The sequence below is a fragment of the Bacillus pretiosus genome (genome assembly GCF_052947655.1).
The window spans coordinates 673750-686990 of sequence record NZ_CM129593.1; the positions used below are offsets into that span (position 1 = coordinate 673750).

Below are 13241 nucleotides of genomic sequence, written 5' to 3' on the forward strand. Positions count from 1 at the left end.
CTTTTTCTTTAGGAAACTTTTACATAGCAAAAATCTCTCTACTCGTTATATAATATCCTTCGTGCAGTCGGCCGAGATTTTCTTATGGAGAAAATCAAATGATAAAAGAGTAGAGGAGTGGTATTTTGTTTCAAACGATAAAAAATGACTGGTTCTCCAATGTGAGAGGAGACGTGCTATCGGGAATTGTCGTTGCTTTAGCGTTAATTCCTGAAGCGATTGCTTTCTCAGTTATTGCAGGCGTGGACCCGACCGTTGGGTTATACGCAGCCTTTTGTATTGCAGTTACCATTTCATTTGTTGGCGGACGAACTGGGATGATTTCAGCTGCAACAGGTGCAATGGCATTATTAATGGTCACGCTCGTTAAGGATCATGGTTTGCAATACTTATTTGCTACAACAATATTAACCGGTATTGTCCAAATTATTTTTGGCGTGTTCAAACTGAGCTCATTTATGAAGTTTGTTCCTAAATCTGTTATGAGTGGTTTTTTAAATTCACTTGGAATTTTAGTTTTTACAGCGCAATTGCCACATTTTAAAAATGCAACTTGGCAAATGTATGCACTTGTCGCATTAGGACTTGTAATTATATATGTATTTCCACGTATTACGACAGCTGTACCGTCTACACTTATTTCCATTATTATTGTGACAAGTATTGCACTTATGAGCGGATTACAGTTAAAAACAGTAGGGGATATGGGAAGCTTGCCGAAAGAATTACCGTTCTTTAGCATGCCTGACGTGCCTTTTACACTTGAGACATTAGGGATTATTTTACCGTACGCAGTTATGCTTGCAATTATCGGTTTACTAGAGTCTTTATTAACAGCTTCAGTTTTAGATGATATGACGCATACGGAAAGTAATAAACATAAAGAGGCACGTGGTCAAGGTATCGCAAACATTGTCGCTGGTTTCTTCGGAGGAATGGCAGGATGTGCAATGATTGGACAATCTGTTATTAATATTAAATCAGGTGGACGAGGTCGTTTATCAACATTTGTAGCGGGTGGATTTCTAATCGTATTACTGTTCGTTTTAGGTGATTATGTCGTTCATATTCCGATGGCAGCTTTAGTTGCAGTTATGATTATGGTTTCAATTGGAACATTTGATTGGAACTCTGTAACAACGATTCATAAAGTACCAAAAGGAAACGCATTTGTTATGATCGTAACAGTTGTGATTGTCTTAATTACACATAATTTAGCATTAGGTGTAATTATCGGAACAGTAATTAGTGCGGTTTTATTTGCATTCAATATGGCAAAGATTCACGTGAAACATTTATATATTGAAAATAAGAAAATATACGAAATTCATGGTCAACTTTTCTTTGCATCTACAGCAGACTTTATAAATAATTTTACATTTGAGGAAGATGTAAAAGAAATTGAGTTGAATTTTACTCACGCACACGTATGGGATGATTCAGCAGTAGCCGCAATTGATAAAGTTATCATGAAGTATGAACAAAGTGACGTGAAAGTAAGTATAACGGGATTAAATGAACGAAGCTCGAAAATTATTTCAAATTTAGCTACTTATAATAAAAGAATCGCAAGTTAGAAGCCTCCTTTTTAGGGGGCTTTATTATATAATACGGGTAGGATAACGAAAAGGGGATTCAGCATATGTACAAACAAATTATATTAGCATGTGACGGTTCTGAACATGCACTTCGAGCAGCGGAACATGCAACATATATTGCGAAATGTAGCGAAGAAACAAATGTTGAAGTTGTGTACGTAGTAGATAATAGAACGGCAAAATCAGATATTATACAAGGTCAAACAGATTTAGAAACAATATCGGCTAGTCGAAAAGATAAATTAAAAGAGATTGAAGGTTTATTAAAGAAAGAGAACATTTCTTATAAAATTACGATATTACATGGCGATCCAGGAGATACGATTGTTCAATATGTAAATACAGGGGATATAGATCTCGTTATCGCTGGCAGTAGAGGGTTAAATACATTGCAAGAGATGGTACTTGGTAGTGTCAGTCATAAAATAGCAAAGCGTGTAAAATGCCCGGTGATGATTATAAAGTAAATTGAATGAGATATTTTGTAGTGTAAGCAAGACCTTGATATAATTCGAGGTCTTTTTTGACGTATAAAGGGAGAGAGCTTGGACATACTAGATATATAAGTTTAAAGGGAAATTATTAACTTACAAATTTGTAAGTTAGTTGTTAGTAAAATCGATGTTATGAAAATTTTCCCATTGGTAAAATAAGAGTATCAAAGGGGAGATAGGGAGGATGGAAGCAATGAAATCATTTCAAAATTTATCATACAGTCAAGGGGTAAGCTTAATTTGTTTAGGAGGATTTGCTGCATCTGTTACGTTAGCTGTTGTAATAAAGATGATTCATCAAATCTTTTAATCTTACAGTAGGAAAGGAATTGGTTGTTATTAATAGCGAGAGAAGGGTTATAAATAAAAAATAGCTCCTAGCATGTACCTCAGTGCTAGGAGCTATTTTCTTATTTCTCTGTTTCTGCTTTATCGCTTGTTACGCTAACTTTACCCCATTTGTATTGATCTTCTGGTGTATATTTATAATCTTTTACGCGATTATTTACACCTTTTAAATCAAATTTATAATGAAGTGGAATTAATGGTACTTCATCATGAACTAATTTTTGCCATTTATCGTATACATCTTTACGGTACTTTTCATCAGCAGCTTCTGGAGAAATACCTTGTTTTAATAATTCTGTGTTTTTTTCAGTAGCCCAACGTGGGTAATTGAACGCCGCATCTTTAGCCCAAATACCAGAAGGATCTGGATCAGATGCAGTTCCCCAAGCGGCAGCGAAAAGATCAACTTTTGGATCATCTTTTTTAATCATATCGTAGAAGGAGTTGAATTCGTGTAAGCGACCATCAAGAAGTTCTACTTTTAGGCCGATGTCTTTCCAAGATTGAATAAAGAATTTTGCAAGTGGTTCACTTACATCGCTACCACTCATTGATAAGAAATTAGCTTTAAATTCTTTACCATTCGGATCTTCACGGAATCCATCTCCGTTCGTATCTTTATAGCCAGCTTCATCTAATAACTTTTTAGCTTTTTCTACATCTTTATCATAGGCACCAACTTTATTGTTATGATATTTTGGTAGAGATGGTGGGATTGGTGAGTTAGCTGGATAACGTAGGCCATGATATAATTTTTCACCAATTTCTTTTCTATCAATAGCATAAGCCATTGCTTGACGTACACGAACATCTTTAAATTTCTCCTTATCCATCACTACTTCTTCTTTTTCTTTATCCATATGGCCTAACTTAAAGCCGATATAGCTATAGTATAAATCGGTTTTACCGACTAATTGTGCATTTTTTAATTTACTTACATTTGGATACTGATCTGCACTTACTTCAGCAATGTCAATATCACCATTTTTTAAGGACGCGTTAACAACGGAAGGGTTAACAACTTTTAAAACCATGCTTTTCAGCTTTGGTTTTCCGCCATAATAGTCATCAAAACGTTCAAATTCAACGGATTCTCCAGGAGTAATTTTCTTCACTTTAAAAGGTCCGAAACCAATTGGGTTTTTACGGATTTTATCAGACTCTGCTAATTTATCGATTGGTACATCTCCTAAGTATTTCTTATGAAGAGGATATGCCCAAAGTCCAGTTTTCACTGAAGGATTCGGTTCTTTAAACGTAATCGAAATTGTTTTTGGGTCCGTTACCTTGATACCTGAAATTTTTTCAGCTTTTCCATTGTGGTAATCTTCCATACCTTCAATCATTTGCATTTGAGTGTCATAGCGAGAACCAGCATATTGTTTGCTACCAATTACTAGATAAGAGTATTCTAAATCCTCAGCAGTAACAGGGTTTCCATCATGCCATTTTACATTATCTTTAATTTTTAGTGTAATTGTCTTTTTATCTTTAGAAATTTCATATGTAGCAGCACCATCATTCGTGTATTCCCAGTTTTCGTCATTTGATAATAAAGATTCATCAAAAATTGTAATGACCTGGTTATCAGGATCTCCTTCATATACAGCGAAGTTCAAAAGTCCTTCAAATGGTGTGTTAGAAACAAGACCATATGTTAATGAACCATCTTTAATTTCCTTTTTATCATTTTTAACAGATGCACTAAATTTATTTGTATCTACTTTTTTTGTGCTGCTCGTTTTTTCACTACCACCACTGCCCCCACATGCTGAAAGTAGTAATGTTGAAACTGCAAGTGTACTTAATACTTTGAAAAACTTTGGCTTATTTGTCATTTCTTCCACCCCTTATCCTTTTCTTTGTCTTGCGTCGGCCGAACGGCGTAGCGCTTGACCAATAAAATTTATACACAGCATCAATGTTAAAATCATGATTGATGCGGGTAACCAAATCCACCATTTCTCTTGTAATACATCTGGATTTCTAGCATAACTAACAAGTGTACCAAGGCTTGGTGTACTTTCTGGTAGACCAAATCCTAAGAAGGTTAGACCAGATTCAATACCGATGTTTCCAGCAAGGTTTAATGTAACGCTAACAATGATAATGGAACTTAAGTTAGGTAGTACTTGGAAAAGAATGATCTTCCAGTTTGGTGTTCCTAAAGTTTTTGATGCAGAGACATAATCGAGTTCTTTTTCAGTTAATACTTTTGAGCGAATTAATCTTGCCTTTCCTGTCCATAAGAACACGCTCATAATTAAAATGAAAGTGAAGATATTGAATGTAGGAACAAGTGTAATAAATACAATTACAAGCATTAAAAATGGTAAAACCATAACAAAGTCGATAATGCGCATAATGATATTATCAATTGCTCCTCCAAAATAACCGGCAATTAATCCAATTGAAAGGCCAATTACACAAGAAAGAATAGTAATTGCTAATCCAATTGTAAAGGAGTTACGTGTACCAATAATAAGTTGGCCGAAAATGTCGCGTCCTCCGTAATCTGTTCCTAACCAATGTTCAGCAGAGGGAGGAGCATAAATAGCGAATAAATCAACTCGTACAATATCTTCTTGTTTCATAATAAAAGATGTTGCGTAGACTGCTAGTAATAAGATTGCTAGGAAAATAAGTGAAAACATTGCTAATTTATCTTTACGAAGTTCTCGCCACATAATAGAGAAACCAGAAGGGCTTTTTTCGTAATGAATAACTTCAGTTTGTTTTTCAGGGTTTGCTAACATAACGTCATCTCCTTTCTTTAATCAATACGAATACGTGGATCGACGATGCTTAGAATAATATCTGAAAGGAGAGTTCCAAGTAACGTTGCAAATCCAGTAAACATAACGAGTGCAGTTATTACACTAAAATCACGCTGAGAGATAGATTGTATAAATAGTTGTCCAATTCCTGGATAGCTAAAAATACTTTCTAAAAAGATGGCACCGCCAACTAATCCTGTAATTTCATAGCCTAAGAAGGCTGCAATTGGTAAGAATGAATTTCGTAAAATATGTCTAGAATAGATTTTTGATTCTGGAACACCCTTTGCTCTTACTGTACGCACAAAATCTTTATGTTTCGTATCAATAATTTCGCTTCGTAAATATTGAACCGTACCAACTGTCGCAATTAATGCACCAGATAAAGCTGGTAATAGCATGTGATTCAATTTGCTTAAATAGTAAGCAAATGTACCTGTTGCAACTTGAGGATCAACGCTACCGCCGGTTGGGAATATTGCAAACTTAAATCCGAATAGGAAGAGCATAATTAATGCAAATATAAATAGTGGTGTAGCAAAACCTAGATAGTTGTAAATGGTAATGAGTCGATCAGCCCATGTATCATTCCACCGCCCACTTATAACTCCTAGTGGTATGGCAATTAAATAAGTAAGGATAAGAATAACAAGTGCTAAAGATACTGTATTTCCAAGTCGTTCTCCAATTAAATCGGTTACTTTCATTTTATGTGCATAGGAAATACCGAAGTCACCTTGGGCTGCATTTTTAATCCAGCGAACATATTGTGTTGCAACTGGGTCATTTAATCCAAGCTTTTCACGTTGTTCTTCAATCACTTTTGGATCCGCTTTTGGATTCATTGCTCTGCCGGTTAAGGCATCGCCTGGCATTGCCTTAGCTAATAGAAAGACAAGTACACTTAACACGAATAATTGCGGGATCATCACTAAAAATCTCCGTAATATAAACTTCCACATGTTTTATCACTCCCTTATGGTAATGCCACCCGGTGCGTTGGCGAGATTGGTTTTAAATCATAAGCCCGACCGTTTTCATTGAAATAATTTTCGTATGACTTCTCGTATTCAGAGCTTACTTGTTGACGGAGCTTACGCTGTCTCTCTCTGTTTTCAGGACGAATATCAGGAATTGCTGATATTAGGCGCTTCGTATAAATATGTTGCGGATTACTATAAATTTCTGCACTAGTTGCTTCTTCGACGATGCGTCCGCGATACATAACACCGATACGATCACACATATGACGAATTACACCTAAATCATGACTAATGAATAAGTATGTTAATCCGAGCTCAGCTTGTAAATCTTGTAAGAAGTTTAATACTTGAGCTTGTACAGAAACATCTAGTGCTGATACAGGTTCATCAGCGATAATAAGCTTCGGTTTTAATGTAAGTGCGCGTGCAATACCAATCCGCTGCCTTTGCCCGCCGGAAAATTCATGTGGGTATTTATAAATTGACTCTGGATTTAGACCAACTTTATCAAGATATTCTTGAACTGCTCTACGTTCTTCATCAGGTGAGAGCTTCTCAAAATTTCGAAGAGGCTCAGCAATAATGTCGAGAACACGTTTCTTCGGATTTAATGATGAATAAGGATCTTGGAAAATCATTTGAATATCTTTTCGTTGTTCACGTAGCTCAGAGCGACTTAATTTTGTTAAATCTCTATTATTAAAATGAATGCTACCCTCTGTTGCTTTCGTTAAATGCATAATTGCTTTACCCGTTGTTGATTTGCCACTTCCGGATTCACCAACGATCCCGTATGTTTCACCCGGTTGTAATTCAAAACTTACACCATCGACAGCACGCACGTAATCTAATGTGCGGCCGAAGAAACCACCTTTAATTGGAAAATGTACTTTTAAATCTTCTACTTTAAGCAGTGCCATGAGCTACGTCATCTCCTTTCTTATCTTGGAAGTTGAAATGCTTGTAGCAAGTACAACGTACCCAATGGTCTGGTTTTACTTCATGTAAAATTGGATTTTCCTCGTGTTGATCAGGTCTAATCCATGGAATTCGAGCTTGGAAGCGACAACCTGTGCGAGGAAGCTTCGCTAACGAAGGAACGACCCCTTGAATTACATGCAATTTTTCTTTTTCACCATACGCAGATGGAATGGAATTTAATAGAGAACGAGTATATGGGTGAAGAGGGTTGTTAAAAATCTCTTCAACTTTTCCTGTCTCTACAACTTGTCCAGCGTACATAACGACGATACGATCTGCTGTTTCTGCGACAACACTTAAATCATGAGTAATTAAAATGATGCCCATTTTCGTTTGTTCTTGAATAGATTTTAGTAAGTCTAAAATTTGTGCTTGGATGGTTACGTCAAGAGCCGTTGTTGGCTCATCCGCAATAATGAGTGCTGGGTTACAAGCAATTGCAATTGCGATAACAATTCTTTGTCTCATTCCGCCAGATAATTCGTGTGGGTATTGTTTATATGTAAGTTCTGGTTTTGGAATACCAACTTGATGAAGTAGTTCTAAGGTGCGTTCTTTTTTTTCAACTTTTGAAAGGCTTGTGTGGTAGTCTAAGTTTTCTTCGATTTGTTTTCCAACTGTCATAAGAGGATCGAGTGCTGTAAGAGGTTCTTGGAAAATCATACCGATGTTTGATCCGCGTACTTTATTCATCTCTGCGGCTGACATAGTTAGTAGATCCTTATCTCTATAGTTAAGCTGCCCTTGTAATTTTGTATTTGCTTCATTATGCAGTCGCATAATAGAAAGGGCAAGTGCACTTTTTCCGCAACCTGATTCACCAACTATCGCGACAATTTCATTTTCATGGACAGTTAACGAAACATCATCAACTGCGGCATGATAGTGATCTTGTATGCGAAAGGAAGTCTGTAAGTTTTCAATGCGAAGAAGTGGATTCTTCATGGCTATCCCTCCATCTTTTCTGAAAAGACTAAATATTTTGTATGTTGTTGTTATTTTAATATAAATTGACAATGTTTGACAAGCATAAGTTGAGAAAATATTCAAAAATCTTTTTATACAGAGATTGAATGCTGTTATATAAGGGATTGAAGTTAGTTGAAAACGCTAACATATAAAAAGAGGAGAATAAATCTTTTGTAAGAAAAAAGATTTATATGTAGAAAAAAGAGAGGTGTTCTGGAAAGAACAGCCTCTCTTTTTTTGATAAGAATAATATTAGTACTTAAGCTTGTTTTGGTTTTGCAGATCCTGTCTTTAAAGTAAGAGCAAGGAAGAACATTGCAAGTACACAAGATACAAGTAATAAGATGAATCCGCCATCCCATCCGAATGCATCTACGATAAAGCCCATAGCTGCGCTAGCAAAAGTAGCTCCACCTAGGTAACCGAAGAACCCAGTTAAACCAGCGGCAGTTCCAGCAGCTTTTTTTGGTGCTAAGTCTAGTGCGTGTAGGCCGATTAACATAACAGGTCCGTAAATTAAAAATCCAATCGCGACAAGTGCGATACTATCAACCATTGGATTACCAGGAGGGTTTAGCCAGTAAACAAGAACGGCGATAAATACACCAACCATAAATAAAATACCAGCAGGTGCGCGGCGCCCTTTAAATAGTTTATCACTCATCCATCCGCAAAGAAGTGTACCTGGAATACCAGCCCATTCATATAGAGCGTAAGCTGTACGGGAGCTACTATGAGTGAAACTTTTTTCCTCTACTAAATAGGTAGGAGCCCAGTCTACAACGCCGTAACGTACGAAATAAACGAAAACGTTCGCGATAGCGATGTACCATAAAAATTTATTGTTTAGTACGTATTTAAATAAAATTTCTTTTACTGAAAGTTCGCGTTCTCGATCTTTTACTTTTTCATCTGATGGATATTCTCCAGTATGTTCTTCGATAGAAGGTAATCCACAAGATTGAGGTGTATCTCTCATCGTAATTAATACATAAATACCAACTAAAATTGAAAGAATACCTGGGAAGTAAAAAATACTCTTCCAGTCATTTGCGAAGAAGTATAAGCCTAATGTCACAAGAGAAGGCATAAGCGCGCCACCGACATTATGAGCAACGTTCCAAATAGACATTTTTGTACCACGTTCACTAATAGAGAACCAGTGAACCATCGTACGACCACAAGGAGGCCATCCCATACCTTGTACCCATCCATTTAAAAACTGAAGGACAAACATAAGTATAATGCTCGTTGTAATGAAAGAAAATGAGCCGAAAATAATATTAATGATACCTGATAAAAATAGCCCAGCTGCTAAAAAGTAGCGAGGATTACAACGGTCGGATACGATACCCATAAGAAATTTACTTAATCCGTAAGCGATAGATACTGCTGAAAGGATAACCCCAAGTTCCCCTTTACTAAAGCCTTGTTCGATTAAGTATGGCATCGCTAGTGAAAAGTTTTTTCGAACAAAGTAGTAACCTGCGTAGCCGATGAAGATACCTAAGAATACTTGTAAACGTAATTTACGGTATTCGCTATCAACGCGATCAGCTGGTAAGCGTTCCGCGTGGGGCGCAGGCTTAAATAATTGTGTGAAAAACATAAAATGAAAATCCTCCCCTAATGAATTCGAAATGTTGTAAGTCAGAGAGAATATAAAAAGGCCATGAAATATAAAAAAGTTTCCTTTTTTATGATTCATAGCCGTATACTCCGATTCTCCGTGACTGTCAATATTAACTTCGTCGAAAATTATACAACTTTGTGACAGAAATGTAAACGTTTTTATAAATAAAAAGTGTTGACGGATTTTGTTTGTAGGATTAATATTTAAATACATTAAATATTTTATTGCTTAAATAAGAGGTGGATAACATGCCAAATGATATGACGCATATCGATAAAATTCAAGCTCTTGCCTTTTCGATTGGAAAGAAAATGCAGACGGAGTTATTAGAACAAATGCAAGCAACAGGACTTACACCACCGCAGTTTTATATTTTAAAGATTTTAGATCATTACGGTGCTTCAAGAGCGACAAAATTAGCAAAAAAGATGTATGTAAAGCCTAGTGCAATTACAGTGATGATTGATCGCCTAATTGACCAAGAGCTTGTAGAACGCTATCACGACAAAGATGACCGTCGTGTTGTCATCATTGAGTTAACAAAAAAGGGGAAAGCTAGAGTAGAAGAGGCAATGACCGCTCGTAATGAGCATATTGCAAAATATTTCTCACATTTAGAATTACAAGAAAGAGAAGATTTGTTACGCCTCTTTGAGAAGTTAGAAACAATTATTTGCGGGACACAAGAGAAAAAAGAGAATAACTAAGAGGAATTGAGGAGATTACATGGAGCAACAAGAAAACATAAATAGAAAGTTGCTGTTAATTGGTTTAATAATCGCGATGCTATTTGCTGCATTAGATGGAACGATTGTTGGTACAGCAATGCCGCGTATCGTCGGTGAACTAGGCGGATTAAGTTTAATGACGTGGTTAACAACAGCTTATATGTTAACATCAACGACAGTTGTACCAATTGCAGGTAAATTAGCGGATTTACTTGGCCGTCGTAACGTATATATTACAGGACTAGTTATCTTTATGGTTGGTTCGGCGTTATGTGGTATGGCAAATGGTATGACAGAATTAATTATTTTCCGTGGTATTCAAGGTCTTGGTGGCGGTATTATGATGCCAATGGCTATGATTATTATCGGAGATATGTTTACGGGAAAAGAACGTGCGAAATGGCAAGGTATTTTTGGTGCGTTATACGGTCTTGCTTCTGTAATTGGACCACAAGTGGGTGGTTGGATTGTAGACGCAGTGAACTGGAGATGGGTATTCTACATTAACTTACCAGTTGGTATTTTAGCAACAATCTTTATTGCAATGGGATTAAAGTCACATAAACAAACAGGACCGATCAAGATTGATATTGCTGGAATCTTTACGATGATTCTCGGTGTTGTAAGTTTATTACTTGCATTAACGTTTGGCGGAAAAGATTATCCATGGGATTCTTGGCAAATTATCGGTTTATTTGCATTAGCTCTAATTGGTATTATTAGCTTTGTTATCGTTGAAACGAAAGCAGAAGAACCGATTTTACCGATGCATTTCTTTAAAAATCGCACGTTTACAATACTGAATGCGATTGGTTTCTTTATGAGTATCGGAATGTTCGGTGCGATTATGTTCGTACCATTCTTCATGCAAGGAATTGTAGGAGTAAGTGCTGCTGAATCAGGAACAATTATGACACCGATGATGATTACAATGATAGTGATGAGTATTATCGGTGGTCAACTTGTATTAAAAGTTGGTGTGAAACCACAAATTATTACAGGGATGCTTATTATGGCTGGTGGTTTCTGGTTATTAACAACGATGGATATGCACACGACTAAACTTACTGCTACTTTCTATATGAGTATTATCGGTTTAGGAATGGGTCTTGTTATGCCGACATTAACATTAGCGTTACAAGAAAGTTTCCCGAAAAAAGATCTTGGAGTCGTAACATCATCAAGTCAGTTCTTCCGTCAAATCGGTGGAACATTTGGTATTACAATTTTAGGGTCAATCATGAATAACACTTCAGGTACAACATTAACAAATAAATTAGTACCTGTCTTAGATACGTTCCCGAAAGAAGCGGGCCAAATGGTAACGAAATTTAAAGATATGATTCACACAGATCCACAAGGTTTATATTCGATGCTATTTAGTCCAGAGGCATTAAAACAAATGCCAGAAGCATTCGCTAACAGCATTGTACCAATCTTGAAAAACTCTTTAGTAGACTCACTTCATACTGTATTCTTAACAGGATTAGTATTTATCGTAGTAGGCGCTATCTTTACGATTTTCTTACAGAAGATTAAACTGTCAGATCGTAAAAAAGATGCTGAAGAGCCAGCTACAGAGGAAAAAGAACAAACTGTATCCTATTCGTAATGAAAAAGCATCGCCTTATGGCGGTGCTTTTTTTGAGTATAACCTTAAAAGCTTTTTCATGAGAAATGATTGACGTATTTCTAGAAATACGTTATATTGTTTTCTGTAAACGGTTACATGGGATGGAGAGGAAAGAGAATGAGTACGATTAAAGACGTTGCGAAATTAGCGGGAGTATCTGTGGCGACCGTTTCCAGAGTGTTAAATAAAAATGGATATGTTCATGAAGATACATTAAAGAAAGTAGAACGAGCGATTGAGATGCTAGATTATAAACCTAGTACAGTAGCGCGTTCATTGTATAATAAAAAATCACGTTTAATTGGCTTAGTTGTTCCAAATATCGTGAATCCATTCTTTCCAGAAGTTGCACGTGCCGTAGAAGATGTAGCGCATAAGCAAGGATACACAGTTGTCCTTTGTAACTCTGATGAGAGTTTAGAGAAAGAAAAGCAATATATTGATGTACTTAGGCAAAATAATGTGGATGGATTTATTGTAGCAACGAATCCACAAAATAGTGTTAATTACATGAAGTTGTCTGTTCCAGTTGTTGCAATTGACCGTATGTTTAATGAGCGTATCCCTACTGTATATGCAGATAACTATGCAGGGAGTCAGGCAGCGACAAAGCTATTAATAGATAAAGGCTGTAAACATATTGCGCATATTCGCGGACCGCGTGATGTAAGCACTGCTAATGAACGTTTTGAAGGTTTTGTAGACGTTATTACGCAAAATAATCTTTCTTATATGATTGCAGAGAGTACATTTGATCCAGCTAATAGTGAGCGTGTAGCAGTGGAATTATTAGAAGAATACCCACATATTGATGGAATTGTTGCTGGAAATGATTTAATTGCAATAGGTATTGTAAAGGCTGCACTCCAAAAGGGGATTTCTATTCCAGATGATTTACAAATTATCGGATTCGATGGAATTTCTTTAACAGAAATGATGTATCCATCTATTACAACTGTTGCACAGCCAATTTATGAAATGGGGAAAATTGCAACAGAGCTGTTGTTAGAGCAGATGGAAGGAAACGTATTAGAAGAGAAACACTATCGTTTACCGATTGAAATTATAGAACGAAATACAACGAAGTAAGGAGATGA

The 13241-nt window shown here is 36.3% G+C and carries 12 protein-coding genes; 6 read left to right on the top strand and 6 right to left on the bottom strand.

Features of this window, described 5'->3' with window-relative positions; translation table 11 throughout:
- Positions 1–125 precede the first annotated feature (125 nt).
- The 3 genes from ACU8YW_RS03410 (at position 126) to ACU8YW_RS03420 (ending at position 2402) form a co-directional block, all read left to right on the top strand.
- Positions 126–1577 carry a SulP family inorganic anion transporter gene (locus ACU8YW_RS03410; RefSeq protein WP_088061873.1) on the top strand — a complete coding sequence of 484 codons (1452 nt, stop codon included), beginning with the start codon at positions 126–128 and terminating at the stop codon, positions 1575–1577.
- A gap of 65 nt (positions 1578–1642) precedes the next feature.
- The gene (locus ACU8YW_RS03415) at positions 1643–2065 is read left to right on the top strand and encodes a universal stress protein (RefSeq protein WP_000277996.1); all 423 of its coding nucleotides are present in this window, start codon (positions 1643–1645) and stop codon (positions 2063–2065) included.
- Between the two features lie 211 nt (positions 2066–2276).
- Positions 2277–2402, top strand: coding sequence for a DUF4027 family protein (locus tag ACU8YW_RS03420; RefSeq protein WP_082181333.1), 126 nt, complete (start codon positions 2277–2279; stop codon positions 2400–2402).
- 100 nt (positions 2403–2502) lie between these two features.
- On the opposite strand, the gene opp4A is transcribed toward ACU8YW_RS03420, so the two are convergent.
- The 6 genes from opp4A to glpT all read right to left on the bottom strand — a co-directional run bounded on the left by opp4A (position 2503) and on the right by glpT (position 9759).
- Complete coding sequence (opp4A, locus tag ACU8YW_RS03425; protein ID WP_098133815.1) at positions 2503–4278, bottom strand: oligopeptide ABC transporter substrate-binding protein; 1776 nt, start codon at positions 4276–4278, stop codon at positions 2503–2505.
- Positions 4279–4290: 12 nt separating this feature from the next.
- Complete coding sequence (locus ACU8YW_RS03430) at positions 4291–5196, bottom strand: ABC transporter permease (protein ID WP_088061880.1); 906 nt, start codon at positions 5194–5196, stop codon at positions 4291–4293.
- A gap of 17 nt (positions 5197–5213) precedes the next feature.
- Positions 5214–6179 (bottom strand): oligopeptide ABC transporter permease, encoded by a 966-nt coding sequence (gene opp4B, locus ACU8YW_RS03435; RefSeq protein ID WP_088061882.1) that lies wholly within the window; start codon positions 6177–6179, stop codon positions 5214–5216.
- Between the two features lie 14 nt (positions 6180–6193).
- Positions 6194–7120 carry an ABC transporter ATP-binding protein gene (locus ACU8YW_RS03440; RefSeq protein WP_001196373.1) on the bottom strand — a complete coding sequence of 309 codons (927 nt, stop codon included), beginning with the start codon at positions 7118–7120 and terminating at the stop codon, positions 6194–6196.
- Positions 7107–8126: an ABC transporter ATP-binding protein gene (locus tag ACU8YW_RS03445; protein ID WP_000795363.1), complete on the bottom strand. Its 1020-nt coding sequence runs from the start codon at positions 8124–8126 to the stop codon at positions 7107–7109. The genes ACU8YW_RS03440 and ACU8YW_RS03445 overlap by 14 nt, the downstream gene beginning before the upstream one ends.
- Before the next feature lie 283 nt (positions 8127–8409).
- On the bottom strand, positions 8410–9759 hold the full coding sequence (gene glpT / locus ACU8YW_RS03450) for a glycerol-3-phosphate transporter (RefSeq protein WP_088061884.1): 1350 nt from the start codon (positions 9757–9759) through the stop codon (positions 8410–8412).
- Between the two features lie 272 nt (positions 9760–10031).
- On the opposite strand from glpT, the gene ACU8YW_RS03455 reads away from it, so the two are divergent.
- The 3 genes from ACU8YW_RS03455 (at position 10032) to rbsR (ending at position 13233) form a co-directional block, all read left to right on the top strand.
- The gene (locus tag ACU8YW_RS03455; protein WP_001132358.1) at positions 10032–10490 is read left to right on the top strand and encodes a MarR family winged helix-turn-helix transcriptional regulator; all 459 of its coding nucleotides are present in this window, start codon (positions 10032–10034) and stop codon (positions 10488–10490) included.
- 19 nt (positions 10491–10509) lie between these two features.
- Complete coding sequence (locus ACU8YW_RS03460) at positions 10510–12123, top strand: MDR family MFS transporter (protein ID WP_088608980.1); 1614 nt, start codon at positions 10510–10512, stop codon at positions 12121–12123.
- A 138-nt stretch (positions 12124–12261) separates the two neighbouring features.
- Positions 12262–13233, top strand: a complete 972-nt coding sequence (rbsR, locus tag ACU8YW_RS03465; protein WP_029437473.1) for a ribose operon transcriptional repressor RbsR — start codon at positions 12262–12264, stop codon at positions 13231–13233.
- Positions 13234–13241: the final 8 nt, after the last annotated feature.